26 protein-coding genes and 1 tRNA gene are annotated in these 26,516 nt (G+C 75.3%); 12 read left to right on the forward strand and 15 right to left on the reverse strand.

The window, feature by feature from the left end:
* Window positions 1–21 precede the first annotated feature (21 nt).
* From NPS70_RS00305 to NPS70_RS00315, 3 genes are all read right to left on the reverse strand, one after another.
* Window positions 22–927 (reverse strand): LysR family transcriptional regulator, encoded by a 906-nt coding sequence (locus tag NPS70_RS00305; RefSeq protein ID WP_256521363.1) that lies wholly within the window; start codon window positions 925–927, stop codon window positions 22–24.
* Window positions 928–1,160: 233 nt separating this feature from the next.
* Window positions 1,161–1,976 carry an SAM-dependent methyltransferase gene (locus NPS70_RS00310; protein WP_256521364.1) on the reverse strand — a complete coding sequence of 272 codons (816 nt, stop codon included), beginning with the start codon at window positions 1,974–1,976 and terminating at the stop codon, window positions 1,161–1,163.
* A gap of 169 nt (window positions 1,977–2,145) precedes the next feature.
* The gene (locus tag NPS70_RS00315; RefSeq protein WP_256521365.1) at window positions 2,146–2,508 is read right to left on the reverse strand and encodes a MerR family transcriptional regulator; all 363 of its coding nucleotides are present in this window, start codon (window positions 2,506–2,508) and stop codon (window positions 2,146–2,148) included.
* A gap of 125 nt (window positions 2,509–2,633) precedes the next feature.
* Here NPS70_RS00315 and NPS70_RS00320 point away from each other — a divergent pair, with 125 nt between their 5' ends.
* Complete coding sequence (locus NPS70_RS00320; RefSeq protein WP_256521366.1) at window positions 2,634–3,119, forward strand: hypothetical protein; 486 nt, start codon at window positions 2,634–2,636, stop codon at window positions 3,117–3,119.
* A gap of 26 nt (window positions 3,120–3,145) precedes the next feature.
* Here the strand turns inward: NPS70_RS00320 and NPS70_RS00325 are convergent, their stop codons facing one another.
* Both NPS70_RS00325 and NPS70_RS00330 read right to left on the reverse strand, forming a co-directional pair.
* Window positions 3,146–3,733, reverse strand: a complete 588-nt coding sequence (locus NPS70_RS00325; RefSeq protein WP_256521374.1) for an isochorismatase family protein — start codon at window positions 3,731–3,733, stop codon at window positions 3,146–3,148.
* Between the two features lie 84 nt (window positions 3,734–3,817).
* Window positions 3,818–4,147 carry a deoxyxylulose-5-phosphate synthase gene (locus tag NPS70_RS00330; RefSeq protein WP_256521375.1) on the reverse strand — a complete coding sequence of 110 codons (330 nt, stop codon included), beginning with the start codon at window positions 4,145–4,147 and terminating at the stop codon, window positions 3,818–3,820.
* 161 nt (window positions 4,148–4,308) lie between these two features.
* Here NPS70_RS00330 and NPS70_RS00335 point away from each other — a divergent pair, with 161 nt between their 5' ends.
* Both NPS70_RS00335 and NPS70_RS00340 read left to right on the forward strand, forming a co-directional pair.
* The gene (locus NPS70_RS00335; protein ID WP_256521376.1) at window positions 4,309–5,124 is read left to right on the forward strand and encodes an N-formylglutamate amidohydrolase; all 816 of its coding nucleotides are present in this window, start codon (window positions 4,309–4,311) and stop codon (window positions 5,122–5,124) included.
* Between the two features lie 110 nt (window positions 5,125–5,234).
* Window positions 5,235–5,735 carry an NUDIX domain-containing protein gene (locus NPS70_RS00340; RefSeq protein WP_256521377.1) on the forward strand — a complete coding sequence of 167 codons (501 nt, stop codon included), beginning with the start codon at window positions 5,235–5,237 and terminating at the stop codon, window positions 5,733–5,735.
* Window positions 5,736–5,912: 177 nt separating this feature from the next.
* Here the strand turns inward: NPS70_RS00340 and NPS70_RS00345 are convergent, their stop codons facing one another.
* Both NPS70_RS00345 and NPS70_RS00350 read right to left on the reverse strand, forming a co-directional pair.
* Window positions 5,913–7,052, reverse strand: a complete 1,140-nt coding sequence (locus NPS70_RS00345) for a winged helix DNA-binding domain-containing protein (RefSeq protein ID WP_256521378.1) — start codon at window positions 7,050–7,052, stop codon at window positions 5,913–5,915.
* Window positions 7,053–7,117: 65 nt separating this feature from the next.
* On the reverse strand, window positions 7,118–8,761 hold the full coding sequence (locus NPS70_RS00350) for an alpha-amylase family glycosyl hydrolase (protein WP_256521379.1): 1,644 nt from the start codon (window positions 8,759–8,761) through the stop codon (window positions 7,118–7,120).
* A 259-nt stretch (window positions 8,762–9,020) separates the two neighbouring features.
* On the opposite strand from NPS70_RS00350, the gene NPS70_RS00355 reads away from it, so the two are divergent.
* Window positions 9,021–9,512: a DUF2975 domain-containing protein gene (locus NPS70_RS00355; RefSeq protein ID WP_256521381.1), complete on the forward strand. Its 492-nt coding sequence runs from the start codon at window positions 9,021–9,023 to the stop codon at window positions 9,510–9,512.
* Window positions 9,512–9,733, forward strand: coding sequence for a helix-turn-helix transcriptional regulator (locus tag NPS70_RS00360; RefSeq protein ID WP_256521388.1), 222 nt, complete (start codon window positions 9,512–9,514; stop codon window positions 9,731–9,733). Before NPS70_RS00355 ends, NPS70_RS00360 begins: the two co-directional genes overlap by 1 nt.
* Before the next feature lie 281 nt (window positions 9,734–10,014).
* Here the strand turns inward: NPS70_RS00360 and NPS70_RS00365 are convergent.
* Window positions 10,015–10,102 (reverse strand) — tRNA-Leu (locus tag NPS70_RS00365).
* Window positions 10,103–10,270: 168 nt separating this feature from the next.
* Here NPS70_RS00365 and NPS70_RS00370 point away from each other — a divergent pair.
* Window positions 10,271–11,599: a DUF2254 domain-containing protein gene (locus NPS70_RS00370; protein ID WP_256521390.1), complete on the forward strand. Its 1,329-nt coding sequence runs from the start codon at window positions 10,271–10,273 to the stop codon at window positions 11,597–11,599.
* A 252-nt stretch (window positions 11,600–11,851) separates the two neighbouring features.
* On the opposite strand, the gene NPS70_RS00375 is transcribed toward NPS70_RS00370, so the two are convergent.
* From NPS70_RS00375 to NPS70_RS00390, 3 genes are all read right to left on the reverse strand, one after another.
* Window positions 11,852–12,496: an HAD family acid phosphatase gene (locus tag NPS70_RS00375; RefSeq protein WP_256521391.1), complete on the reverse strand. Its 645-nt coding sequence runs from the start codon at window positions 12,494–12,496 to the stop codon at window positions 11,852–11,854.
* A 962-nt stretch (window positions 12,497–13,458) separates the two neighbouring features.
* On the reverse strand, window positions 13,459–13,935 hold the full coding sequence (locus NPS70_RS00385) for an NUDIX domain-containing protein (RefSeq protein WP_256521393.1): 477 nt from the start codon (window positions 13,933–13,935) through the stop codon (window positions 13,459–13,461).
* A 37-nt stretch (window positions 13,936–13,972) separates the two neighbouring features.
* Window positions 13,973–14,920 (reverse strand): beta-ketoacyl-ACP synthase III, encoded by a 948-nt coding sequence (locus NPS70_RS00390; RefSeq protein ID WP_256521395.1) that lies wholly within the window; start codon window positions 14,918–14,920, stop codon window positions 13,973–13,975.
* A 303-nt stretch (window positions 14,921–15,223) separates the two neighbouring features.
* On the opposite strand from NPS70_RS00390, the gene fdhD reads away from it, so the two are divergent.
* A complete protein-coding gene (gene fdhD, locus NPS70_RS00395; RefSeq protein WP_256521396.1) occupies window positions 15,224–16,063 on the forward strand; it encodes a formate dehydrogenase accessory sulfurtransferase FdhD in 840 nt (279 codons plus the stop codon).
* A 91-nt stretch (window positions 16,064–16,154) separates the two neighbouring features.
* Here the strand turns inward: fdhD and NPS70_RS00400 are convergent, their stop codons facing one another.
* The gene (locus NPS70_RS00400; protein WP_256521397.1) at window positions 16,155–17,576 is read right to left on the reverse strand and encodes a condensation domain-containing protein; all 1,422 of its coding nucleotides are present in this window, start codon (window positions 17,574–17,576) and stop codon (window positions 16,155–16,157) included.
* A 402-nt stretch (window positions 17,577–17,978) separates the two neighbouring features.
* Here NPS70_RS00400 and uppS point away from each other — a divergent pair, with 402 nt between their 5' ends.
* Together uppS and NPS70_RS00410 are read left to right on the forward strand one after the other, a co-directional pair.
* Window positions 17,979–18,665 (forward strand): polyprenyl diphosphate synthase, encoded by a 687-nt coding sequence (gene uppS / locus NPS70_RS00405; RefSeq protein WP_256522173.1) that lies wholly within the window; start codon window positions 17,979–17,981, stop codon window positions 18,663–18,665.
* On the forward strand, window positions 18,662–20,173 hold the full coding sequence (locus NPS70_RS00410) for an oxygenase MpaB family protein (protein ID WP_256521404.1): 1,512 nt from the start codon (window positions 18,662–18,664) through the stop codon (window positions 20,171–20,173). The genes uppS and NPS70_RS00410 overlap by 4 nt, the downstream gene beginning before the upstream one ends.
* A gap of 49 nt (window positions 20,174–20,222) precedes the next feature.
* Here NPS70_RS00410 and NPS70_RS28650 read toward each other — a convergent pair whose 3' ends face one another.
* The 3 genes from NPS70_RS28650 to NPS70_RS00430 form a co-directional block, all read right to left on the reverse strand.
* On the reverse strand, window positions 20,223–20,381 hold the full coding sequence (locus NPS70_RS28650) for a hypothetical protein (RefSeq protein WP_308314964.1): 159 nt from the start codon (window positions 20,379–20,381) through the stop codon (window positions 20,223–20,225).
* 313 nt (window positions 20,382–20,694) lie between these two features.
* Entirely contained in the window at window positions 20,695–21,741 is a 1,047-nt protein-coding gene (locus NPS70_RS00420; protein WP_256521406.1) for a bile acid:sodium symporter family protein, read from the reverse strand.
* Between the two features lie 224 nt (window positions 21,742–21,965).
* Window positions 21,966–22,262, reverse strand: a complete 297-nt coding sequence (locus NPS70_RS00430; RefSeq protein WP_256521407.1) for an ester cyclase — start codon at window positions 22,260–22,262, stop codon at window positions 21,966–21,968.
* A gap of 258 nt (window positions 22,263–22,520) precedes the next feature.
* Between NPS70_RS00430 and NPS70_RS00435 the strand changes: the two genes are divergently transcribed.
* From NPS70_RS00435 to NPS70_RS00445, 3 genes are all read left to right on the forward strand, one after another.
* Window positions 22,521–23,447: a LysR substrate-binding domain-containing protein gene (locus tag NPS70_RS00435; protein WP_256521408.1), complete on the forward strand. Its 927-nt coding sequence runs from the start codon at window positions 22,521–22,523 to the stop codon at window positions 23,445–23,447.
* A 251-nt stretch (window positions 23,448–23,698) separates the two neighbouring features.
* Window positions 23,699–25,498 (forward strand): long-chain fatty acid--CoA ligase, encoded by a 1,800-nt coding sequence (locus NPS70_RS00440; RefSeq protein ID WP_256522174.1) that lies wholly within the window; start codon window positions 23,699–23,701, stop codon window positions 25,496–25,498.
* Between the two features lie 143 nt (window positions 25,499–25,641).
* The gene (locus NPS70_RS00445; RefSeq protein ID WP_256521409.1) at window positions 25,642–26,475 is read left to right on the forward strand and encodes an aldo/keto reductase; all 834 of its coding nucleotides are present in this window, start codon (window positions 25,642–25,644) and stop codon (window positions 26,473–26,475) included.
* Window positions 26,476–26,516: the final 41 nt, after the last annotated feature.

The raw sequence follows: 26,516 nt of genomic DNA on the forward strand, positions 1-26,516 counted from the left end.
GCGCGCGGTCCGTGCGCGCGGTCAGCAGCCGGACTTGTTCGCGGCGACCGTGCGCAGCTGCTCCAGGACGGCCGCCGTGGCGGGGATCCGCAGGTGCTCGCGGAGGACGTAGGCGAAGATCCGGCGTCGGGTGAGCGGTTGGAGCGGACGCCCGGTGACGGCCGGGTGGCGCAGGAAGGTCAGGACCAGCGCGGGGATCATCGCCACGCCCAGCCCCTCGGCGACCAGGCCCTGCACGGCCAGGTTGTCGTCGGTGGTGAAGGCGACGTCGGGGACGAAGCCCGCCTCCGCGGACTCGTGCAGCAGGTTGGCGCGGCACCGGGGGCATCCGGCGATCCACCGCTCGCCGGCCAGGTCGTGCAGCCGCACGGCGCGCCGCCGGGCCAGCGGGTGCCGGGCGGGCAGCAGGACGGTGAGCTGGTCCTCCAGCAGCGGTATCTCCACGAGCTCCTCGGGCACGTGCTCGTGGAGGCCGGGATAGGTGAAGGCGAGGGAGATGTCGCACTCTCCGCGGGCCAGGCGGCGCAGGGAGGCGGGGGGCTCGTCCTCCAGCAGGTCGACCCTGATGCCCGGGTGGGCCGCGTCCAGCCGGGCCAGGGTCTCGGGCACCAGGGTGGCACCGGCGCTCGGGAACGCGCACAGCCGCACCCGGCCGGTCTTCAGCCGCGCCAGTGCGTCCATCTGCTCCTGCGCGGCCGCCATCGAGTCGAGGATCCCGCGGGCGTGGCGGGCGAACGACTCCCCGGCCTCGGTCAGCCTCATGCTCCGGCCGACCCGGACGAACAGGGCCGATCCCACGTCCCGTTCGAGGGCCTTCATCTGCTGGGTGACGGCCGGCTGGGTGTAGCCGAGGGCACGGGCGGCGGCCGAGTAGGACCCGGTGCGGACCACCTCGTGGAAGGTCTTGACGTGCCGTGAGTCGAACACCGGCGCATCATAGGCCCGCGCGAACCATAAGGAGCGGTTGGGGACGCGTGCTCTTCTCCGCCGTGTGCACTCCCGCCCCGCACGGCGCCCGCGCCCCACCCGCCCGGCGCCCGCGCCGTCGCGGCGTCCGCCCGGGGCCCGCACGGTCCCGGCCCGACGACGGGCCCTCGCCGCCGCCCGGCGCACCGCCGCCGCTCCCGGCCCGGCGGGCGCCGGTCCGGGAGTGCGGCCGCTCAGGGCTTGCGGCCGACCGCCCCGTACAGGGAGATCACGGCGCCCTCCAGCACGGCCTCGTCGGCGGCCAGTTCGGGGTGCCACCCGGTCACCTGCACGACGCCGGGGTCGACCAGTTCCAGGCCCTCGAAGAAGCGGCCCACCTCGGCGTGGGTGCGCGGCGCCAGGGTGACGCCGCTCGCCTTGTACATCTGCACGCCGGTCATCACGGCCGCCGGGTCGAGGTCGGCCGTGAGCTGGGAGAGCACCAGGTAGCTCCCGGAGGGCAGCGCCCGGACGAGCTCGGCCACCAGGTCGTAGGGCCGGTCCTCGTCGCCCAGGAAGTGGGTCAGCGCCACCAGCGACAGGGCCACGGGGCGGCCGAAGTCCAGGGTCCTGCGGGCCTCCTGCAGGATGCGCCCGGGATCGCGGACGTCGGCCTGGATGTAGTCCGTCGCGCCCTCGGGGGTGCTGCGCAGCAGCGCCGCGGCGTGGGTGAGGACGATGGGGTCGTTGTCGGTGTACACGATCCGCGCGGCCGGGTCCGCGGCCTGGGCTATCTGGTGGAGGTTCGGCTCGGTCGGGATGCCGGTGCCGATGTCGAGGTACTGCCGGACACCGGCCTGCCCCGCGAGCCAGCGGACCACCCGCTGCATGAACCAGCGGTTGGTGCGGGCGACGTGCTGTGCCGTCCCGTCCACTCCCATGATCCGGCGCCCGAGCTGCTCGTCCACCGGGTAGTTGTCCTTGCCGCCGAGGTACCAGTCGTAGACGCGGGCCGGATGCGGCCTGCTCGTGTCGATCCGCGAGAAGGCGGCCGGATCGGTCCCGGTCATGGTCGGACTCCCTCACTGGTCGGCGTGCGGGGGACGGGGCCCCCGCAGCGGTCGACCAGTGATCTTCGCAGGCGGGCGGGTCGGGGGCAAGCAACTCCGTTGCGCAGTGGCAGGGTTGGCGGGAGTCGGCCTCGAAGGCCCTGGTGCCCGGCCGGTCGGTCCGGCGGGCTCAGCCGGAGGGTGCCGTCAGCACCGGGCAGGGGACGCCGACACGCGCGTCGAGGTCGGCTCGCAGGGCCGCGAGTTCGGCCATGCGCTCGTCGATGAGGCGGATCCTCTCGCGGAGCAGCGCGTCCAGCGCCTCGGCGGCGTCCGCGGCCCCGCGGACGCCTTCGCCGTGCTGCGCGATCTCCGCGAGGGTGAAGCCGAGTCGCCGGGCGGTGCGGACCTGCAGGAGCCAGTCCACCGTCTCCGGGGGGAAGTCCCGGTACCCGTTGGGCAGTCGGCGGCCGGTGACGAGGCCGACCTTCTCGTAGAAGCGGATGGCGTCCCGGCTCATCCCGGCACGCTCCGCCAGTTCGCCGATACGCATCGCCGCCTCCGCCGGGCCGTGGGACTCGTGCGCCGGACCGCGGTCGCCGCCCGGCCTTGACCCTGGAGCGTACTCCACTGTTTACGGTCGGGCTCCATCGAAGACCGACCGAGCAGGAGTCCGCCGTGACCCCCTTCCCTCCCCCGGCCGACGTGCGCCGCTATCTGCGGCTGGTGCGTGCGAGCGCCTGGTACGACCTGGTCGTCACCGCCGGATTCATGACCCCGTGGACGTACGTGCTGCTCCACCGCGCGCTGTCGTGGGCGGGTGAGGCGCTGGGCCTCGGCGGGATGCCTCCGCTCGACCCGGTGCAGACGCTCTACGCCAACCTCATGGGCTCGGTCGTGGTCGTCTGGTCCCTGTTGCGCCTCACCGGGACGCGGGCCGTGCACGGTGTCCTCGACGCTGCGGCACGAGTGCTGTTCGCGCTGTGGCAGGGCTACGCCCTCGCGCACGGCGCCACGCGGCTGCTGTGGTTCTTCCTGGTCGTCGAGGTCGCCTTCGGCGCGGTGCAGCTCGCGCCGTGGGTCCGCCGCCGGGCCCGGCGTGCCACGGGTTCCGCCCGGGCGGAGACGGCCGCGGCAGGAGAGCCGGCCTCCGTCCGCAGGTGAGGGGCCGGCGCGGTGCCGCCCCGCGGTCAGCGCGGCGGCACCGCGGGCGGGCGGGTGAAGCGCACCTCCGCCGCGCGGGGGACCACCTCGGCGTCGCTGCCCAGGGACCACTCGGCCACGCGGGAGACGGCCGCCGCGGGCACGGCGTCGGCGATGCCCGGCGCCGCCGGGATGTCGTGGGTGGCATGGGCGTCGTGCGGCAGCACCACGCGGTAGTCCCTCGACAGCGCCGCCCGCGCGGTGGCCCGGACGCACATCTCCGACATCAGCCCGCAGACCGCGAGGGCCGTCACGCCGCGGTCCTCCAGCAGCCGTTCCAGTGCGGTCCCCTCGAAGCCGTCGTCCTCCTCCTTGCGCACCACCGTCTCGTCCGGGCCCGGCACGACCGTGTGGTGGAGTTCCCAGCCCGGTGTGCCGGGCTCGTCCTCCGCGCCGGGCGGCCCGTCGTTCTGGAGGTGCACGAGGAGGGCTCCGGCCGCGCGCGCCCGGGCGATGAGGCCCGTCGTCCGCGCCAGCAGCCGCCCGGCGCCGGGCACGGCGCCGTCCCCGGCCACGAAGGCGCGCTGGACGTCAACGACGAGCAGGGCCTGCACGGGCGGGGGGTGTTCGCTCATGGCGGCATCATCACCGCCGCAGGCCCGCTCCCACCACCGGATATCCCGCCCTCGCGCAGGCGGGACCGGCCGGGCCCCGGAAGGTCAGGGGAGTTCGGGGCGTACCAGCGCCCGGGCGATCGGCTCGCCCGTGCGCTCGGCGTGCACCATCCGCTCGCGGACCTCCCGCAGGGTGCGGGGGCGGTAGCCGGGACCCCCGCAGCAGCCCGCGCGAAAGCGCACGCCCGCGTTCAGCAGCACGGACAGCGTCCGCCAGGCGGCCCGGTCCCGGCGCGGCGGAGGCGCGAACGCGGAGCCCGCGTGGACGAGCGGCGCGGCACAGCGGGGGCACACGCGCCGCCGGGACGGGTCGGAGTGCTGCTTGTAGGAGGCGCGGCAGGGAAGGCACACGTAGGAGGTTCTCGCCGGGGGCATGCGCATCAGGCTAGGGCCGCGCCGGCCGGGGTGCACCGGGAATTCCCCGGCGCCCGAAGGCTCCGGCCGCGTCCTGAGGGCCGCCGCCCGGCACCCGGCGCGGCGGGCCTTCCGCCCGGACGAACGGCCGCGCCGTCCCCGGCATGCGCTTCCATGGACGCATGACCACGCGCGACGACGCTCCCTTCCACGTCCTGCCGGGGGCTGTCGGCTCCCCCGTCCTCCTGCACGTGCCGCACTCCTCGCGCGCGCTGCCGCCCGAGGTCCGCCGCGGGATCGTGCTCGACGACGAGGCGCTGGAGCGCGAACTCGACCTCCTCACCGACGCCCACACCGCCGAGTTGGCGGCGAGGGCCGCCGAGCTGGCGCGGGAGAGGCCCTGGCGGTTCGTCAACCGGCTGTCCCGGCTGGCCGTCGACCCGGAGCGCTTCCCGGACGAGCGGGAGGAGATGCTCGCGGCCGGAATGGGTGCCGTCTACACGCGCACCGCGCACGGGGGGCCGCTGCGGGCCGGGGACTTCGACCCCCGCGGGCTCCTCGGGCGCTACTTCGCCCCCTACGCCCGGGCGGTGGCCGGGGCGGTGGACGAACGCCTCGCGGCCGCGGGACGGGCCGTGGTGATCGACGTGCACTCCTACCCCAGTGCGCCACTCCCGTACGAGCTGCACGGCGACGGCCCCAGGCCACCCGTCTGCCTCGGCACGGACCCCTTCCACACACCGCCGTGGCTGCGGGACGCGGCGCGCAGGGCGTTCGGGGGCTTCGGCGGAACGGGCCTCGACAGCCCCTTCGCCGGGACCTACGTGCCGCTGGAGCACTACGGGCGGGACCGGCGGGTCGCCGCCCTGATGGTGGAGATACGTCGGGACCTCTACATGACCGAGCCCGGCGGCCCGGCCGGGTCCGGAGCGGAGGCGCTCGCGTCCGCGCTGGCCGTGCTGGCCGACGCGGCGGCCGTGGCGGATGCGGGGGCGTGAGGCGCCGTCACGGCCTCCCGGCCGGTGCCGGTGCGGGCGGACCGGCCGGTGCGGGCGGACGGGCCGGTGCCGGGCCCGTGCCGGCAGACGGCAGACGGCAGACTGGGGGCATGACGACGAACGGATCACCCTCGGCCGAGCGCCCGGAGCGGGCGTCGCCGTCGCCCAACGGACTGGTCGGCGTGGGCGTCGCCCTGCGCGATCCCGGCGGGCGCGTCCTGCTCGGCCTCGGACACGACGGACGCTGGGAACTCCCCGGTGGCAAGGTCGATCCCGGTGAGCGGTTCGAGGAGGCGGCGGCCCGCGAGGTGGAGGAGGAGACCGGGCTGATGCTGGACCCCGCGGGCGTCACCGTGGGCGCCGTGCTGCTGGACGGCGAGCGCGGGCTCACCCGCGTGACGGCCGCGGCCACGGCCCCGGCGGCGACCGGCGTCGCGCGGGTACGCGAGCCGGACAAGATCGTCCGGTGGGAGTGGTTCGCCCCGGGCGAACTGCCCCAGCCGGAGCGGCTGTTCGCACCCTCGGCAGCCGTGCTGCGCCACTTCCTCCCCTCGCTGCCCCGGCCGTCCGGGAGCCCCGTGTTCCACCACCTGCCCGTCGAGGGCGGCTGAGAGGCAGCCGCCGGAGCCGCGGTGCCGGCGCACCCGGGCGAGAGGCCGGTTCCCGGATGCGCGGGCACCGCACGTCCCGCGCCCGCCGACCGGGCCGGGTCCCCGAGCCGCGCCGGCGCTCCCGGAGCCCCCGTCAGCTCCCCGGCTCCCCCCACTCCCTCAGCTCCCTCAGCTCCCTCAGCTCCCGACGATCCGCTGCTCGGCGTGGGGAAGGCCCTTCTCCCACCAGTGCCCGTAGCGGCGGTAGACGCTGCGGTCCCGGGCGGCCAGCACGCCGCCGAGGCGCTCCGCCTCCTCGGTGAGGCCCCGCCACGCGGCCCTGCCGAGCCGGTGGAAGGCGGTCAGCTCCACTCCGCCGTCGACCGCACGCCAGACACCGGCGACCCGCCCCTCGACGAGCAGGCAGGGCAGCACGTCGCCGTTGCGCCGGACCGTGAAAGGACGGTACTCCGGGGGCATCAGCCTGCCGGGGACGGCGTGCGCCAGCAGGGTGCTGTCCCACATCGGCAGCAGCCTCGGGGGCGCGGGGGTGTCCTCGGCAGGCACCCCGGACCCGGCCAGGTCGAGGACCGGGGCCCGCGGGGAGCCCGCCACCTGCTCCACCCGGTCGCCGAGCTGCCGGAGCGCCCTGGCGATCACGGAACGCGTCAGCAGGGTGAAGCGGGCGAAGTCCTGGGCCGACGCGGGGCCGAAGGCGCGCAGGTAGGCGAGCAGCAGGTGCCGGACACCGGCATCGGTGTCCGGCCCGTCGGCCGCGGGGGCCGCCGGGGAGGCGCGGTAGGCGTTGCGGTGCCCGAACGCCCAGGACCCGCCGGTGGGCGCGTGGTGGATCGGTGCGTAGGTGCGCAGCGCCCACCACATGCGGTGCGCGTGCTCCCCGTGCCGCGCCGTGACCTCCTGCTCCACCTCGGCACCGGTGCGCGGCCGGCGGAGGTAGGCGGCGAGATCCGGGAGCAGCGCGTCGGCGTCCTCGGGTGCCAGCCCCGTGGCGGCGAAGCGGCGGTCGTGCAGGCGCGAGGCCCGCAGGGTGGCGAGCATGGCAGCGCGGAAGGGCCCGTAGTCCTCGGCGTGGACGGCGTGAAGGGTGATCCGCATGAGGCTGGCCTTGACGATCCGGCCGTCCGCGAAGGCCGCGTCGAGGTCCTCCGGCGCGAAGTCCCGCACCCGGTTCCACAGGGCCAGGTAGGGGGAGGCCGGTTCCTGCGCCTGGAGGGCGCAGACCCGGCGGACGGCCTCGGCCACGTCGAGCTGCCGTCGTTCGAGCAGGAGCTGGCGTTCCAGGGTGGCCAGGGCGAGCTGTCGCGCCGTGAGACTCATGTCAGGACTATGTCACCGGGGTGCTCCGGGGACCGGGGCGGGGCCCGTCGTCGGCGGCCGTCCGGTCAGGGGAGTTCGAAGACGCCGAAGCCGTGGCCCTCCGCCGCCACCCGCCCCGCGCCGGCGCGGACGCCCTCGGCCACCACGGGCCTCGCCTCCTCCGTGCCGGGGAGGTCCGATCCGGCCGGTTCACGGCGCGGGTTGACGACGACGAGGTAGCGCTCGCCGCGCACGTAGGCGAAGGGGTAGCCGGAGGCCAGCACGCGGACGGCGCCCCGGGGCCCCAGCTCGGGGGCTGCCCTGCGCAGGGCGATGAGCCGGCGCACGAGGTGGAGCAGGGAGGCCGGGTCCCGGCGCTGGGCGGCGACGCTGGGGCGGTCGGGGGACGGGTCGAGCGGCAGGTAGAGCGCCTCTGCGGGGGCGGTGGAGAAACCCGCCCCGGGGGTGTCGTCCCACTGCATGGGGGTGCGGGACCCGGCCCGGTTGTACCGGGGGCCGAGCCTGCTGCCCTCGTGGTCGGGGAGCCCCTCGACATAGCGCATGCCGATCTCGTCGCCGTAGTAGACGGCGGGCAGGGTGGGCCAGGTCAGCAGGAAGGCGAAGGCCGCGCGGAGTTGCCCGGCCGTGCGGGGCCCGGAGGCCAGACGGGAGAAGTCGTGGTTGGCGGTGGGCAGGGCGATCACACCCCCGCCCGCGAGGGAGGCCGCCTCGGCGGCGGCCCGCCAGCCGCCGAGGAAGGTGCCCACGGCGCCCGCGCCCTCGGCGTCGAAGTAGGCGGGCAGCGGTGCCCAGTGCTCGTGGACCGTGCCGGTGCCGTTGCTCCACAGCGAGCGCAGTGCCAGCCCGTCGGCGTTCCCGCCGAACTGGAGGAGGAAGTCGGCGTGGAAGCCCGCGGCGAGCGCGGCCGCCGGGTCCCCCCACTCCGCGATCAGCACCGCCTCCGGATGGGCACGGTCGAGCCAGGCCCGCTGCTCCCGCCAGAGCCTCGCGGTCTCGGCGTGGCCGGGGTCGTCCTTCACCAGGGAGGAGGCCATGTCGACCCGGAACCCGGACACCCCGAGGGCCAGCCAGTGGTCCATGGTCGTGCGGAGCGCTCCGCGGTTCGCCCGGGGCCCTTCGGCGTCGACGGTCAGGCGCCACGGCTCGGCGGGGTCGGGGCGGGCGTAACCGTAGTTCAGGGCCGGCTGGCTCGGGAAGAAGTTGGGCCGGTACCAGCCGCGCCGGGTGCCGGGGGACGCCTCGAACCCGTCGCCGGGGCGCTCGTCGGTGTCGGCCCAGATGTAGCGGTGGTCCCCGGGGTCCCGGGCGGAGCGGGTGAACCAGGGGTGCCGGTCGGAGGTGTGGCCGGCGACGAGGTCGAGGAGTACGCGGATGCCGCGGGAGCGGGCGCGGTCGACGAGCCGGGCGAGGTCGTCGGTGGTGCCGTAGCGGGGTGCGACGGCCAGGTGGTCGGTGACGTCGTAGCCCGCGTCCCTGAACGGGGAGGCGAAGCAGGGGTTCAGCCACACCGTGTCCACCCCGAGCCAGGCCAGGTGGTCGAGGTGCTGCTCGATACCGGCGAGGTCCCCGATGCCATCGCCGTCGGAGTCGGCGAAGGACTGCGGGTAGACCTGGTAGAGCACGGCGTCCTCCAGCCAGGCGGGGCCGGTGCGCCCGGGGTGGGCGCGCGGGTGCGCCCGGCGTCCGTCCCGGCGGGGCGGGGTCGTCATCGGGGGCCTCCTTCGCTCCGCGGGCGGCACGCCGCCCCCGCCGGGGGCACTGCGCGCCGGACACCTCCGTCTACGACCATCGCGCGCGGTCGGGCCCGGCACAAGCAGGGCGGGGGAGGCGGTCGGCGGGCCTGCCGCGCCGTCCGTGGCGCGGCAGGCCCGCCGTCGGGCGGACGGCGGTCCCGCCCGTCGACCCGAACCTTGCCCAGCCTCTCGATATTCGATAGATTCCTATCGTGGATCGATGGAAGGACAGGGCATGGGACGACTGACCGTGCACGCGCTGCGCGCCGTGATCGCGGTGGTGTTCACCGGCGCCTTGCTCGTACAGGCACTGATGGTGTGGGCGCTGGTCAGCGGAAGCGACCCGGAGGACGGATCGCTCCCGCTGACCCCGCTGCGGGTGCTGACGGTCCTGGGCATCGGGACGGCACAGGTCGCCCTGGTCTGCGTCTGGCGCCTGGTGACGAGGGTGCGGCGCGGAACCGTGTTCTCCCACGCGGCCTTCCGGTACGTGGACGTCCTGACCGGCGCGATCGTGGCGGCCGCCCTCGTGTGGTTCGCGGTCACCGCACTCAACGCGCCCGGCCAGCGGGACGACCCGGGCGTCACCCTCCTGATGGGCGGCGTCGGCGTGGCCATCCTGGGAGTCGCGCTCATCGTGGCCGTCCTGCGGACGCTCCTCGCGCAGGCCGTCGCCCGCGACGTCGAAGCGGCGCGGATGCGGGCCGAGCTGGACGAGGTGATCTGATGCCGATCGCCGTCGACATCGACGTGATGCTGGCCAGGCGGAAGATGACCGTGGGCGAACTCGCGGACCGCGTGGGAATCACGCCCGCCAACCTGGCGGTACTCAAGAACGGCCGCGCCAAGGCGGTGCGCTTCTCCACGCTCGCCGCGCTCTGCGAGGTGCTCGGATGCCAGCCGGGAGACCTGCTTCGCTGGGAGGCCGAGGACCCCGCGGGCGGATGAACCACCGGCCTCCGTTCCGGTGTCCCTCGACGCCCTCGTCGCCACGTCGGGGCAGGCAGGGATCGCGCTGAGCCGGCCCGGGCGCCTTCCTCAGCCGGGCTCGCATGCCGGCGGGGCGGCAGGAGTCGGGTGCCGGTCTCGACGACGGTGCCCCGGCCGCTTCCGGCGCTGCCCGAATACGACTGTCATCCCTGGTCCGACCAGGCGATTCGACCGGGCCGTCGGTCACGCGGCCGATCACACCGAAACGCAAGAGACCCCAGGTCGACTGGGGTCTCTACTGGTGTCCGAGGGGGGACTTGAACCCCCACGCCCGATAAAGGGCACTAGCACCTCAAGCTAGCGCGTCTGCCATTCCGCCACCCGGACCAGGTGGTCGGCCCCGGTCTCCCGTGGCGACAGGGACAACAATACCAGGGGTTCACGGCGCCCCTCACCCACATTTGCCGTGGTCAGCGACGCCCGGCCGCACCTTCCGCGACACCCCTCGCCGTGTGTGCCGCTCCGAGCACGCTGCGTGGGGTTAGCGTCGGCGGTGTGAGCAACGGCAGTCCTCCCGCCCCGCGCCGCACGCGGCAACCGCGCCCCCTCTCGCCCCTGCGCGAGCACCTGCGCGACACGTTCTGGTTCGCCCCCACGGCCGCACTGTTCCTGGTGGGGTTCGTCTGGAGCGGCGCGGAGGCGCTCGACCAGGCGATCCTCACGGAGCTCCAGCAGGCCGGGGAGGACGAGGCCGTGCGGACCCTGGTGTCCTGGGCACAGGACGCCAGGGCGATCGTGACCACGATCAGCGCGGCGATGATGACCTTCATCGGCGTGGTCTTCAGCATCTCGCTGGTGGCCGTGCAGATGGCCGCGGGGAACTTCAGCCCGCGGGTGGTGCGGCTGTTCACCCGCAGCCGCATCAGCAAGGCGACCTTCGCGGTGTTCCTGTCGACCTTCGCCCTCTCACTGCTGGTGCTCACCTCCTACGACAGCGAGACCGACCCGGCCCGGGTGACGTCGGTGCCCCTGGTCCAGAGCCTGCTCACCCTGGTGCTGGTCGGGCTCAGCCTGCTGCTGTTCATCGCCTACGTCACCCAGACGCTCCAGCTGATGCGCGTGGGCCCGGTGGTGGACCGCGTGCTGCGGGAGTCGCTGACCGGGCTGACCCGGATGCCCGTACAGCCGCCGGACCGCGCGGACCTGCCGCCCGAGAGGGGGCGGCTGGAGCACCGCGGGCCTGCGGGGACACTGCGGGACGTCCACGTGGCCCGCCTGGTGCGGGCCGCCCGGCGCAAGGACGTGGTGCTGCGGCTGATCCCCCGGATCGGCGACTACGTGGTGTCCGGGACCCCCGTCCTGGCGGTGCACGGGCACGGGGCGGAGGCACCCTCGACGGCGGTGCTGCGGTCGGCGGTGTCCGTCGGGGTGGAGCGCACCTTCCACATGGACCTCGCCTTCGGCCTGCGGCAGCTGGCGGACATCGGGCTGAGGGCGGTGTCCCCCGGTGTCAACGACCCCACGACGGCCGTGCAGTGCATCGACCGGATCGTGGCCTACCTGGCGGTCGTCGCGCACCACCCCCTGGGCGCCGTGCACCATCGGGACCGCGGGGGCGCGGTGCGGCTGGTGCAGGAAGGTCCGGGGTGGGAGGACCTGGTCGACCTGGGCTTCGCCGAGCTGCGCGGCCGCGCCGTGGACGACCCGCAGGTCTCCCGGCGGCTGATGGCGGGCTTCGAGGACCTGCTGCGGATCGTGCCGGCGGAGCGGCGCGGGCCCCTGGAACGGCACCGGCGGCTGCTGGTGCGGGCGGTGACCGCTGAGCAGCCGGTCACCGCCGACCGGGTGTTCGCCCTGGAGCCGGACCGCCAGGGGATCGGCTGAGGCGCACTCCCCCGCGGGGGACTCGCACGGCCCGCCGTGCGCCGTGACCCGCGACCGCACGGGGGCCCGGTGCCCCGCGGGGACGCACCGCCCCGGGACCGCCGCGCCCCCGCACCCCCGCACCCCTGCGCCCCCGGGCTTCAGGGCTTCAGGGCTTCAGGGCTTCAGGGCTTCAGGACTTCAGGGCTTCAGGGCTTCAGGGCTTCAGGGCTTCAGGGCTTCAGGGCTTCAGGGCTTCAGGGCTTCAGGGCTTCAGGAGAGCTTGCCGCCGTAGTCGGGCAGCTTGAACGCCCGCTCCGCGTGCCCGCCGACGACGTCGGTGGTGTTGTTGCCGATGTTGGCGATGATCGTGTACCCCTTGGCCTCGATCTCGGCCCGCTTCTCCGTCTTGTAGGCGCTGACCTCCTCGAACAGGTCGGGCAGGTCACGGACGTAGAGGCCGTCGACGGGGTAGCCGGCCTTCCTCAGGTTCCAGTCGGTGAGCGATCTGATGATGCCCGGGCGGGCGGTGACGAAGAAGACCGCGACGCCCTGGGAGTCGGCGTAGCGCGCGAGTTCACGGACGGGCGCCACTGCGGGAGTGGGCAGCTCCCAGAACCAGTGGAAGTCCGTCTCCAGCGCGGTGTTGTCGATGTCGAGGACGATCGCCTGCTTCTCCTGCCCCGCCTGCCCGGCGCGCTCCTCGACATAGGGCCGCGCCTCGGCGATCACGGCGGCGACGTCGCGCTGCCAGGTGGCGTAGTCGACGTCCACCGGCACGATGGCGGCCGCGGAGGCCGGGGCGGTGCGCTCGGGGGCCGTGTCCGCGGCCGAGGCCGAGGTCGCCGGGACGGCGACGAGGACGGCGCCCGCCGCGAGTCCGGCGGCGGCGCGCAGGGTGATGGCATGTGCATGCATGAGGGGTCTCCCGGGTGTGGAACCGGCTCGTGTCCCGCTCGCCGAGGCCGGACGAGCGATTGTCATGCTCGCGCTCAATAGTGGACGGCAGGCGACCATCCCACTACCGGTCGGTAGCATCTTTTTCCGCCTCCGCCGGCGCCCCGCGGGGCGCCGGCGGACCGGAAGTGCCCCGCGGACGCCCGGGCGGAGGCCCTGGCCGGGATGCCGCTGTCGGCGTGCGTCCGCGGCCGGCGGCTCACCCTGTCGGGTGCCGGGGTCCCGGACGGCCGGAGGACCCTGCCGGAGATCGCCGTGCGCCACGGCTACGGCTCGGATGGGGCCTTCGCCCGGGCGTTCCGCGCCGTGCGCGGCGTCGGTCCGGGCGAGGCACGGCGCAGGGGGCCGCGTTGCGGGCGCAGCCCAGGATGTCCATCCGGCTCGTCGTGGAGGGCGGCAGCGGCATGCGCTGGCGGGTGGTGGAGAAGGGCGCCTTCGCGGTGGTGGGCCGGGGGCCCGGGTGCCCGTGGTGCACGAGGGGCTGAACCCGGCGATCACCGAGTTCGCCCGCGGCCTCGACCCGGCCGCGGCCGCCCGGACCGAGGCCCTGTCCGACCAGGAACCCGGGGGCACGGTCCAGGTGAGCGCCGATGTGGACGACAGCCGCGCGAGGGGACCGAACCGGACGAGCGGCACGGGGTGGTCAGCGGCGCCGGGGTTCCCGAGGGGCCGGACGCGCCGCGCGCGGAGGCGGGCCCCTGGGCCGTGTCCGGGACTCCGGCCCCTTCCCCGCGGCCCTCCAGCGGCTGTGGCGCGACGGGTTCACGCAAGGGTCCCCGGCGAGCGCCTACCGCACCGGGCCGGGCCCCGCGATCCTGCGGGCCCGGGTCGCCGCCGGCGGCACGGCGGCCGGGGAAGAGCCGTGGATCCCCGTGGAGCGCGCCCGGGTCCGAGGGCGCGGCCGGCGCCCCCGAGGGGCGCCGTCAGCCGCCGCCCTCGCCGAGGAGGTCCAGCAGCCGGTCGAGGAACGCGCGCTGGGCGGCCACCAGCCGCGGGCGGGCGGCCTCGGGAGTGCACCACCGGGCGCGGTCGATCTCGGGGAACTCAACGCGGCTCCCCGAGCCCGGCGGCCACTCCATGGTGAAGGTGCCCGGCACCACCAGCGCGGTGTCCAGGTCGCCCTCCAGCGCCCAGGCGGTGACGATCTTGCCGTTGCGCTGCCGGACCTCGCCGAGCGGCCTCCAGTCCCCGGGCGGCGGCTGGAGCCCGAGTTCCTCCTCGAACTCGCGCCGGGCGGCAGCGGCCGGTTCCTCGTCGGCCGTGTACTCGCCCTTGGGGATGGACCAGGACTCCCCGTCCCGTCCGGCCCAGAACGGTCCGCCCATGTGCCCGATGAGCACCTCCAGCAGGCCGCCGCGCCGGCGGTACAGCAGCAGCCCCGCGCTCCGCTTCGTCGTCATGGGCCCAGTCTGGCGCGGCGGGTGCCCGCTCGGGGCCTCAGGGGCAGCGGATCACCTGTCCCGCGTACGAGAGGTTCCCGCCGAACCCGAAGAGCAGCACCGGATCGCCCGAGGCGATCTCGCCGCGCTCGACCAGCTTGGACAGGGCCATGGGGATCGAGGCGGCCGAGGTGTTGCCGGAGTCGACCACATCGCGGGCGACCACGGCGTTGACGGCGCCGATCCGCTGGGCCACCGGCTCGATGATCCGCAGGTTGGCCTGGTGGAGGACGACCGCGGCCAGGTCCTCGGGGCCGAGGCCGGCCTGCTCGCAGACCCGGCGCGCGATCGGGGGCAGCTGGGTGGTGGCCCAGCGGTAGACGGCCTGGCCCTCCTGCGCGAAGCGCGGCGGGGTTCCCTCGATCCGTACGGCGTGGCCCATCTCCGGGACCGAGCCCCAGACCACCGGGCCGATTCCGGCCTCCTGGCCGGGACCGGCGGCCTCCACGACCGCCGCGCCCGCTCCGTCGCCGACGAGGACGCAGGTGGTCCGGTCGGTCCAGTCGGCGATGTCGCCCATCTTGTCGGCGCCGATCACCAGGGCCCGGGTGGCGGCACCGGCGCGCACGGTGTGGTCGGCCGTGGCGAGGGCGTGGGTGAAGCCGGCGCAGACGACGTTGAGGTCCATGACGGCGGGCGCGCCCATGCCCAGGCGAGCCGCGACCCGGGCGGCCGTGTTCGGGGAGCGGTGCTCGGCGGTGGAGGTGGCGACCAGCACCAGGTCCACGTCCGCCGGGGTGAGTCCGGCGGAGGCGAGGGCCTTCGCGCCCGCGTGCGCCGCGAGTTCGTCGACCGGCTCGTCGGGGCCGCCGATATGGCGGGTGGAGATCCCGACCCGGCTGCGGATCCACGCGTCGCTGGTGTCGACCATGGCCGCCAGATCGTCGTTGGTGAGGACCCTGGCGGGCTGGTAGTGCCCGACGGCGACGACACGTGAGCCGGTCATGGTGGTTCCCCTCGGTACTGCGGTGGCGATGAACCACCCAGTCTTGGCTGCTACCAACGGGTACGGGGGCAGGTGATCCCACAGCTTCGCGGCCCAGGATTTGGAGGCTTCCCCTCCGCCTGGCCCGGCGCGGCGGCGGGGCAGGCGGCCGCGGGGCACGGAAGGACCGTGCGGGAGAATGGGGGCGCCGAGGTCCGCGCGGCGTTGGACGAGCGGGGAACCGCGGCGCCCGCGGCGGCACGGGTGGTGCCGCTTCCCGGTGTGTCCGGCGGTTGCCGGACCGAGGACGAGTGGACTGATGGCATGGGACGGGTCACCGAGCGCCGCCGCACCCTCCGCATCCGCGACGGGGCCGTCTCCGAGCGCCCCGACACCCTGGTGGCGGAGGAACCCCTGGAGATCCGCCTCGACGGCAGACCGCTGGCCGTCACGATGCGCACCCCGGGCGACGACTTCGCCCTCGCGGCGGGCTTCCTGGTGAGCGAGGGGGTCCTCGGTGCGGCGTCCGAGCTCCGGACGATCGTGTACTGCGCGGGCGCGCGGGAGGACGGTTCCAACACCTACAACGTGGTGGACGTGCGGCTCGCTCCGGGCGTCCCCGTTCCGGACATCACCTTGGAGCGCAACGTCTACACGACCTCCTCCTGCGGGCTGTGCGGCAAGGCGAGTCTGGACGCGGTCCGCACCACCGCCAGGTTCCCGGTCGACGACTCGCCCCCGGTGCGGGTCACCCCGGCGCTGCTGTCGCTGCTGCCGGACCGGCTCAGGGCGGCTCAGCGGGTCTTCGACCGGACCGGCGGGCTCCATGCGGCGGCGCTGTTCACGCCCGAGGGCGAGCTGGTCGACGTCCGCGAGGACGTCGGGCGGCACAACGCGGTGGACAAGCTGGTGGGCCGTGCGCTGCGGGAGGACCGGCTGCCGCTGTCCCGCTCGATCCTGCTGGTGTCGGGGCGGGCGTCCTTCGAGCTGGCGCAGAAGGCGGTGATGGCGGGCGTCCCCGTGCTGGCGGCCGTGTCCGCGCCGTCCTCGCTCGCCGTGGACCTGGCCGCCGAGTCGGGGCTCACCCTGGTGGGCTTCCTGCGCGGCAACGGGATGAACGTGTACACGGGGGCCGAGCGGATCGACGTCCGGGACGGCGCCTGAGCGCCCCGGCGCGCGGGGCGGCCGGGCCGTGCGGCCCCGTCCCGGTCCGGGCCGCCCGCCGGTGGGTGCCGGGCCCTCGGCCGCCGGGGTGTCACGCAGGCGCGGGAACCCGGCGGGGCGCGGTGGTGGCGTTCCCCGTCCGGGCCACGCACCGCACGATCTCGCGGAAGGTCTCCGCGAACCGGTGCAGGTTCGCCGCGGCGACGTCGGTGTCGGGGTGGCGGGCGAACAGGTACAGGCCCTCCGGCGCGCACATGGCCCACAGGCACGCCTTGCCGCTGTCGGAGATCCGGGTCAGGAGGCGGGCGTTCAGCCGGGCCCAGTCCTCCGCACCGGGGAGTTCGCGCAGGTCCATGTAGGAGAGCAGCGAGAACGGGTCCGGCTCGGTTCTCCGGTAGTCCACGCCCAGGAGTTCGGAGACCCGGAAGAACGGGACGCGGGCCACCCGGCGGGCCCCCCGGGCCGCGGCCTGGGCGAGGGGGAGGGCCGTGCGGAAGTCGCAGGCGGGCGGCAGGTCCACCTCCACCGGGCCGACGCCGACGAACCAGCCCACGGAGAAGGTCCACTCCGCCCGGGACCGGGTGTGGAACGGCATGACCGTCCGGTACGGTCCGGGTGCGCCGAGCGCGCGCGCCGCCATGGCGGCCGCGGCGAGCACCCCGGAGGGCAGGATGGTGTCCTCGGCCCGGCAGGCGTCGGTGAACGCGGCCGTCTCGGCAGGGTCCAGCAGCCACCGGAACAGCGACTTCTGGGGCAGCAGCTCCCCCTCGCGGGCCCCCAGCGGCAGCGGGAACCGCGGCGGGCGTCCGCCGCAGTCCGCGAGGAAGCGCTCCCATGCCAGGACGGCGGGGTGCTCGCGGCCGATGCCCTGCGCCTCGTGGCGCTCCACGGCGCTGTAGCCGACGTGGCTGCCGGTGGCCGCGAGCACGGGGGCGCGTCCCTCGCGGGCGGCCAGGTAGAACTCACGGACCTCCTGCACCATGCCGAACAGCGTGTAGCCGTCGAAGTGCAGGTGGTCGAAGGCCAGCAGCACCGTCACCGAACCGGCCCGCTGCACGGTCTCGACCACGAAGCTCGGCCACCGCAGCGTGTGGGTCCCCGCGTCGAGCCGGTCCCGCAGGAAGCGGTTCAGCACCGCGGCGTCCCCGAAGTCCCCGAGGACCTCGCAGCTCAGGTCGATCGCGTCCGCGGGCAGGGTGAAGCGGTGCATCTCCCCGCCCGCCTGGCGGAACCCGCTGCGCAGGGACTCGTGGCGGCCCATCCAGGCGACCAGCGCCCTGCCGAACGCCCCGGTGTCCAGCTCGTCCGGCAGCTCGAACGCCACACCGGCCCAGTCCGCCGTGCGGGTGCCGAGCTCCGTCAGCCGGGCCATGGTGCGGATGTGGGACTCCTGGTTGTACGAGGGAGGCGCCGCGTCCCGCCCGGCCCGGCGCGCGGCCGAGAACACCGAAGGGTGCAGCGTCCATTCCCGTACCAGCCCGGGCCGAACGGCGTAGTCCTCAAGCTCCGTCATCTTCATGTGCGGGACAACGAGGCATCACCGCGACGGACACTCGGGCCCGACGCGTGCCGCGTGCGCACACCCGGTGCCCGCGTCCCGGCGGCGGCGGGGAGGCGCCGGTCGCCGGAGGCGTGCCTGCGGCGCCCGTGGACGGCGCCTCGTACGTACGAGCCAAGGGTGACAGCACCCCGCCGTGCCCGCGCGGCCCTCCCCCGCGGTGCCAGAATCCCGGCAGGCACCGCGCCGGACGGGGCGCGGGCGAGGCAGGGGGCGGCGAAGCAGGTGGTGTCGACCGTGCGTGGCGGTACCGGGCGGGCGGCTCCGGGCGGGGCGGCGGGCGGGAGGGCCCGCAGCGTCCCGGTCGGGGCGGCGGCACAGCCCCGGCCGGGTCGGCCCCGGCACGTGGCCTGCGTGATGGACGGCAACGGCCGCTGGGCGAAGCGGCGTTCGCTGCCGCGCACGGCCGGCCACGAGGCCGCCGAGGCCACCGTCATCGACGTCATCGAGGCGGCCAGGTCGGCCGGTGTGGAGTGGCTGAGCCTGTACGCCTTCTCCACCGAGAACTGGAACCGGCCCGGTGCCGAGGTCGACCACCTGATGCGGCTCGTGCGCCGGGTCGTGCGCAAGCACGCGCCGCTGCTCCTGGCCCGCGGCATCCGCTGCCGCTTCCTCGGCGTCTCCGACCCGCGGATCCCCCCCGGACTGGCCCGGGACTTCGAGGACCTGACCACGCTGACCGGCGGCAACCGGGCCATGACGCTGACCGTGGCCTTCGACCACGGCGGGCGCCGGGACATCGTGGAGGCGGCCCGCTCGCTGATCCGCGGCGGGACGCCCGCCGAGGAGGTGACCGAGCAGCTCTTCGCGGCGCATCTGCCGTTCCCCGACACCCCGGACGTGGACCTCGTCATCCGCACCTCCGGCGAGCAGCGCATCTCCAACTTCATGCTCTGGAAGGTGGCCTACGCCGAGTGGGTCTTCCCCGAGGTGCTCTGGCCGGACTTCCGGGCCCCCGACTTCCTTGCCTGCCTGCACAGCTACGGGCGCCGGGAGCGCCGCTTCGGCGGCCTGCCGCCCCAGACGAACGGAGACACCCGATGACGACCGGTTCGAGCGGCGAGGACGCGCCCCGCACGGACGCCGGGCGACCGGCCGGCGGTCCCGACCTCCTCGGCCCCGACTCGCACTTCGGGGCGTTCTTCGACGATCCCCGCTGGGCGCTCGCCCTCATCCGCGCAACGGTGCTGGAGGCGGCCCACCCACAGGTCGGCGCCGCCCTCGTCGCCAACTCCACCTTCGTCGCCCACCCCTGGCGCAGGCTCCGCAACACGCTGCTGAGCCTGCGGCGCATGTTCGACGCCGACCCCGCGGTACGCGAGCGGGAGGCCGCCAGGCTCAACCGGCTGCACGGCCGCATGAGCGGCTCCGACAGCCGGGGCCGGGCCTACGACGCGATGGACCGCCCCACCCGCGCCTGGGTGGTCGCCACCCTCTTCGAAAGTGCCGTCACCATGTGCCGGCTGAGCGGCCAGCCCCTCGACGGGGACGCCGTGGAGCGGCTGTACGCGGAGCACCGCGCGTTCCTCGCCGTCCTCGACGGTGACGCCTCGGAACTCCCCGAGGACCTCCCCGGCTTCTGGCGGTACTTCGACCGGGTCGTCGAGAACGAGCTGGAGAACACCGAGGCCGCGCGTGTCATCCTCTTCCGGCTCTTCGACCACCTGCCCGCCCCGGCGCTGCTCGACGGCGCGCCGACGCTGTGGGCGGCGGGCCGTGCCGTCGCCGGGCCGCTCCTCGGCGCGATCACCGTCGCCTCGCTGCCCGAACCGTACCGCCGGAGGGCCTGCCTGCCGGAGATGCCCGGTGCCCGCAGCCTCATGCAGGGTGCCTACCTCGCCGCCGGGCTGGCGCGCTTCCTGCCCGAGGGCTGGCTCGACGCCGAGAGCGCCATCCGCCTGCTGACCCTCTCGCCCGGGGACGAGGACCCGCAGTCCCGGACCGCCGCGGCCCTGCACAGCCGCATGAAGCGGGCGTCGGCCCTGCTCCGCCTCCTCACCCCACTGGGCGAGGGCTCCGGTGGGGACCCGGCGCCCACCGCGCGTCCGGCCTCCGCCGCGGGCCGGGGGGAGGACCGGCGTTCGGCGGAGGAGTTCTTCCGGCAGGTGCTCGACCAGACGGGCGACGGCTACCTCGACTGGCCCGACCTGGCCGCCATGGCCCGTGAACTCTGCACCCGCCTGGACCTGGACGAGCCCGAGGAGACCCGGCTCTACGACGCCTTCGCGGCCTGGTGGCGCGAGCTCCAAGCCGCCCTCGACGCGGACGGCGACGGGCGCGTCAGCGCCGAGGAGTACGCCGCGGCCGTCCCCTCACTCGCGGGGCCCGCCCTCATCCGCGTGGCCGAGGTGCTCTTCGACGCCACCGACAAGGACGGCAGCGGGACCATCGACGCGGACGAGTACCGGGCCCTGTTCCGGACCGCCTTCCACCGCGACCTCACCGGCGGCGACGGGGTCTGCGGCCGGAGCGCCTTCGTCGGCGACTTCCTCTCCTTCATGTCCGCACGCCGCACGAGCACCCCCTACGACTCCGTGCTCGCGGACGCCTGAGGGCCCCTGGCCCCCCGAGGCCAGCGGCGGGCCAGGGAGGGCGGCGGGATCATCTGGAGGGTGCGGGCGGCCGGGGGTTCGGCGATTCCCGGTCCCCCGCCCCCGCCCGGCGGACGACGTCCTCGACGGCGTCCTCGTCGAGCGGCTCCCGGCCGATCCGGGCGGCGCGGGCCCCGCGGCGGCGCCCCTCGGCGGAGGGCTGCACCACGGTGACGTCGGCCTGGCCGCGGGGGCCGAGGCGGTCGCCGGTGCGGACGGCGAAGCGGCCCGCGGAGGCCGGGGACGCCGGGTGGAGGCGGGCGAGGTGGCCCGCGTGGTCGGCGCCCGGGTTCCTGTGTCCGTCGCCGCAGCAGCGGCCTCGGCGGACGGCCGGGGTGCAGGGGCGGGCTCCGAAGGGGGTGGCGCGAAGGCCGTCGTCACCCGGCGCTCCCCGGAGCCCGCGGGCCGGGGCGGCACCGCGGGGTGGCCGTCCGGGGGCGAGGCGTCGATCATGCGCACGGCGCCCGCGGCCGGGCGGGTGATCAGACCGGGACGGTCCCGGGGCGCCCGGCCGCGGGCTCCGCTGCGGGACCCCCGTCCCCGGGGTCGCGTCCGCGCCGCTTGGCGATCACGGCGCACACCATCAGCTGCATCTGGTGGAAGAGCATCAGCGGCAGCACGGCGAGGGCCGCCTGGGCGCCGAACAGCACGGAGGCCATGGGCAGTCCGGCGGCGAGGCTCTTCTTGGAGCCGGCGAACTGGATGGCGACGCGGTCGGCGCGTCCGAACCCCAGACGCCGCGCTCCGTACCAGGTGAGGGCGAGCATCGCGGCGAGCAGCAGGGCCTCGGCGCCCAGCAGCGCGGCCAGGCGCCCCGGGGTGACCCGGCCCCAGATCCCTGCGGTCATCCCCTCGCTGAAGGCCGTGTAGACGACCAGCAGGATGGCGCCCCGGTCGACGCGGCCGAGGAGCATGCGGTGCCGGTCGAGGAGCCCGCGGAGCGCGCGCCGCAGGAGCTGCCCGGCCAGGAAGGGGACGAGCAGCTGGAGTGCGATCCGCAGGAGCCCCTCCGGCGACACCCCGCCGGCGGTGCCGCCGAGGAGCAGGGCGGCCAGCACCGGCGTGAGGACGAGGCCGGCGAGGCTGGAGAAGGAGCCGGCGCAGACGGCCGCGGGCACGTTGCCGCGTGCCATCGAGGTGAAGGTGATCGAGGACTGGATCGTCGACGGGACGAGGCACAGGAAGAGCAGCCCGTCGGCGAGTTCCGGGGTGAGCAGCGGCCCGGCGGTGGCGCGGGCCGCGAGCCCGAGGAGCGGGAAGACGGCGAAGGTGGCGGCGAGCACCGTCAGATGGAGCCGCCAGTGGCGGAGTCCGTCCAGGACCTCCCGCGTCGACAGGCGGGCCCCGTAGAGGAAGAACAGCAGTGCCACGGCGGCGGTGGCCGCCCCGTCCGCGGCCTCGGCGGCGGTGCCGGAGGCGGGCAGCAGGGCGGCGAGCCCCACGGTGGCCAGCAGGGCCAGGACGTAGGGGTCGACCGGCGGGCGGCGGAGGGCCCGCAGCGGCGCACGCGGGAGGCGGGGGCGGTTCATGGGTCCGTTCGGCGGCGGTCGGGGGAACGTACCCGCCCATGATCCGCGCCCGAGGGCGATCGGGAAACCCGTACACCGCACTGACTGTCATCACGCTCCATGATGGGCGGCCCTCGGGTCAGGGGCTGGCCCGGTGTGCCGCGGCCGACGGCGAGCCGGGGCGCGGCCCGGGCTCGGTGGGGGGGCGGCCCGGGCTCGGGGGCAGCGCCGCGGGCGGGGAGAGGTCAGCCGGAAGCGGCGGTCCGCTCCCGCCGGGCGGTGGTCCCCCGGCGGTCGATCCGGATCCGGTACCCGGCGATCGGCCGGTCCTCGACGCGGTGGACGGCGCTCGCGGTCTCGGTGAGTTCGGCGTCGGTGGGCGGGTGGGGGCCGATCCGCCCGCCGTGCCGTCCGGTGCGGGCCCATCGGGCGTACACCCGGTCGTCCTCGGCGATCAGCTCGTCCACGGTGAGGGGGAAGGAACCGTAGGCGTCGGGCATCCAGCGGACGTGGTCGGCGTGCTGCTGCGGTGTGCGCTCCACGACCGCGGGTGCCTCCGCGACGACCCGGTGGGCCAGGGCCCGGCCGGCCGGGAAGCGGCCGGTCGGGAAGCGGCCGGTCGGGAAGCGGCCGGCCGGCCGGGACGCCGCCCGACCTCACCCGGAGCGGGAACGCGCGGGCCGTCTCCTCGGCGCTCGTCCCCACCGCGTGCTCGCACTCCGCGGCGGGGGCCGGCCGCCGGGGCCGCTCCCCCGCGCTCCCGGCCGGTTCACCGGCGGGCCCGGGCTTAGGCTCGTGCCATGCCCGCCCCGTCGCCCCTGTACGACCCGAACCAGCTGCGGACGTTCCTGGCCGTGGCGCAGACGCTGAGCTTCACGCAGGCGGCCCGACGGCTCGGACTGCGCCAGTCCACGGTCAGCCAGCACGTGCGGAGACTGGAGGAGGCCACGGGCCGGGCCCTGTTCACGCGGGACACCCACACCGTGGAGCTGACCGAGGGCGGCGAGGCGATGCTCGGCTTCGCGCGCACGATCCTGACGGCCCACGAGCGGGCGGCGGCCTTCTTCGGCGGCACCCGGCTGCGCGGCCGGCTGCGCTTCGGGGCCTCCGAGGACTTCGTGCTGACCCGCCTCCCGGAGATCCTGGAGTCCTTCCGGCACGAGCATCCGGACGTCGACCTGGAGCTCACCGTGGAGCTGTCCGGCACCCTGCACCGCAGGCTGGAGGCGGGGCGGCTCGATCTGGTGCTCGCCAAACGCGGTGCCGGGCAGGACGCGGGGGCTGCCCGCGGGGAGCTGGTGTGGCGGGACCGGATGGTGTGGATCGCCGCCGAGGGCTTCCGCCCGGACCCCGACCGCCCGCTGCCGCTGATCCTGTTCCCGCAGCCGGCCGTGACCCGCGCCCGCGCACTGGACGCGCTGGAGCGCGAGGGCCGGGCCTGGCGCGTGGCCTGCACCAGCGGCAGCCTCAGCGGTCTGGTCGCCGCGGCCCGCGCGGGGCTCGGCGTGATGGCGCACACCCGGGGGCTCGTCCCGCCGGGGCTGGTGCCGCTCCCCGAGCGGGTGGGCCTGCCGGATCTGGGCGACGTGGATTTCGTGCTGCTCTACGGGCGGCGGCCCGCGACCGCGCAGGAGGCCGCGGGCGCTCTGGCCAGGGCGCTGCTGGCGGCCGGTGACCGGCTCCAGGCACCGGTGGGAGGGGCACCTCCCGCCCCGGGTGGGAGGTGACCGGTCCGTACGGATGCCGCAGGGATTCGGTGGAGATCGCGCCGCACCGGCCCGGCGCGTTCTTACCCCGGGGTAAGAATGCTTGTCACCAGCCGTCTCCCCCGTTCCGGCGCCCCCGGCCACCCGTGCCGCCGCCGCGGGTCCCGGTGTGTGCACGGCCCCTCCCGCACGGGCGGAGGGTGGGGTAGCGTCGCGGCGCTGTGCGGAGCGCCACAAGGAGCAGGCCATTGCGCGAGTTCACCGTCCCCCCGATGGCCGCGGCACCGCAGGTCGGCGGTCTGGCGGATGCCGTCTTCGACCATGCGGAGCAGGAACCCGACCGGATCGCGCTCCGGCGCAAGGACGCCGCGGGCGCCTGGCGGGACGTGGCCTCCGCGCGGTTCCGGGACGAGGTGCTGGCGCTGGCCAAGGGGCTGCTGGCGCAGGGGGTGCGCTTCGGCGACCGGGTGGCCCTGATGTCCCGTACCCGCTACGAGTGGACGCTCTTCGATTTCGCGCTGTGGACGGTGGGCGCCCAGCCCGTCCCCGTCTACCCGACCTCCTCGGCCGAGCAGGTCTCCTGGATCCTCCAGGACTCGGGGGCCTCGGCCTGCGTGGTGGAGCACGAGGACCACGCGATGACGGTCGGCTCGATCATGGACCGGCTGCCCCAGCTGAAGCGGCTGTGGCAGCTCGACGCCGGAGCCGTGGCGGAGCTGACGGCGGCCGGGGAGCGGATCGAGTCGGAGACCGTGCACCGGCACCGGCGGGCGGTCACGCCGGACTCGGTGGCCACGGTGATCTACACCTCGGGCACCACGGGGCGTCCCAGGGGGTGCGTCCTGACCCACGCCAACCTCATGTTCGAGGCGGACACGATGGCCTCGCGCTGGGAGCCGGTCTTCCGCTCCCGGCCCGGGGACGAGGCGTCCACGCTGCTGTTCCTGCCGCTGTCCCACGTCTTCGGGCGCATGGTCGAGATCGCGGCGGTGCGGGCCCGGGTCACCCTGGGGCACCAGCCGGCGCTGGCGGCCGCCGAACTCCTGCCGGACCTGGCCTCCTTCCGCCCGACCTTCGTGCTGGCCGTGCCGTACGTCTTCGAGCGGGTCTTCCACGCGGCCCGCCGCAGGGCGGAGACGGAGGGCAGGGCGGGTGCCTTCGACAAGGCGGTGGAGGTGGCGGTGCGCTACGCCGAGGCGCTGGAGCACCGGGCCTTCGGGCAGGGCCCCGGCCCGTCGGCGGGACTGCGGGTCCAGCACCAGCTGTACGAGAAGCTGGTCTACTCCCGTGTGAGGGCGGCGCTGGGCGGACGGGTCCGCCACGCGATGTCGGGCGGCTCCGCGATGAACCGCAGGCTGGGCCTGTTCTTCGCGGGTGCGGGAGTGACCGTGTACGAGGGGTACGGCCTGACCGAGACCTCGGCGGCCGCCACGGCCAACCCCCCGGAGAAGCCGCGCTACGGGACCGTGGGCATGCCCGTGCCGGGGACGAGCGTGCACATCGCGGAGGACGGCGAGGTGTGGCTGCGCGGCGCCCATGTCTTCTCCGGGTACCTGAACGACCCCGAGGCCACACGCACCGTACTGCACGACGGCTGGCTGGCGACCGGCGACCTCGGCTCCCTCGACGCGGACGGCTACCTCACCATCACCGGGCGCAAGAAGGAGGTGCTGGTGACCTCCGGGGGCAAGACCGTGTCCCCGACGGGCCTGGAGGAACGCGTGCGGGCGCACCCGCTGGTGGCGCAGTGCCTCGTCGTCGGCAACGACCGCCCGTACGTGGCCGCCCTGGTGACGCTCGACCCGGAGGCGGTGGAGCACTGGCTCTCCCTGCAGGGCCGGGGGGCCCTGGCCCCGGCCGAGCTGGTGCGGGATCCGGGCCTGGAGGCGGAGATACGCCGTGCGGTCGTCACGGCGAACACCCTGGTCTCGCAGGCCGAGTCGATCCGCACCTTCCGCATCCTGGCGCACCCGTTCAGCGAGGAGCACGGGCTGCTGACCCCCTCGCTGAAGCTGAAGCGCCGGGCGATCGAGAAGGCCTACGCGGCGGAGGTGTCCGCGCTCTACCGCTGACGGGGGGCGGGCTCGCGCGCCCGTCCCGGGCGCCGCGGGCGGACGCGGTCCGCCCGGTGTGCGGGCATGCGGGAATGTGTCCGGGTGTGTGATCGTTGGGGCTCGGAGTACACCCGACGACGACGTAAGGATCGAGACCGGTCGTGACCAAGGTCCCCTCCATCACCCTCAACAACGGTGTCACCATGCCGCAGCTCGGCTTCGGTGTCTGGCAGGTGCCGGACGACGAGGCGCGCACGGCGGTCGGCACGGCCCTGGAGGCCGGCTACCGCAGCATCGACACCGCCGCCGTATACGAGAACGAGAAGGGCACCGGCGAGGCCGTCGCCGCCTCGGGCCTGCCCCGCGAGGAGCTCTTCGTCACCACCAAGCTGTGGAACAGCGAGCAGGGCAGGGACGCGACGCTGCGCGCCTTCGACGCCTCCCTCGGCCGACTGGGCCTGGAGTACGTGGACCTCTACCTGATCCACTGGCCGATGCCGGCCAAGGACCTCTACGTGGAGACGTACCGGGCCCTGGAGGAGATCGCCGCCGAGGGGCGCGCCAGGGCCGTCGGCGTGTCGAACTTCCTGCCCGAGCACCTCGAGCGGCTGATCGGCGAGACCTCCGTGGTCCCCGCGGTGAACCAGATCGAACTCCACCCGCAGCTCCAGCAGGCCGCCGCCCGGGAGGTGCACGCCCGGCACGGCATCGCGACCGAGGCGTGGTCGCCGCTCGGCCAGGGCCGGGGGCTGCTGGAGGTGCCGACGGTGGTGGCCGTCGCGCAGAAGCACGGGCGCAGCCCCGCCCAGGTGGTGCTGCGCTGGCACCTCCAGCTGGGCAACGTGGTGATCCCCAAGTCGGTGACCCCCTCGCGGATCGCCGAGAACATCGACCTGTTCGGCTTCGAGCTGGACGCCGACGATCTGGCCGCCCTGGCGGCGCTGGACGAGGGGCGCCGGCTGGGCCCGGACCCGGCCCTCTTCAGCATGGCCTGAGCCGCGGGTCCCCGCCCCGCACCGGCGGCCGCCGGTGCGGG

The organism is Streptomyces sp. C10-9-1, from assembly GCF_024497955.1.
Classification (GTDB): domain Bacteria; phylum Actinomycetota; class Actinomycetes; order Streptomycetales; family Streptomycetaceae; genus Streptomyces; species Streptomyces sanyensis.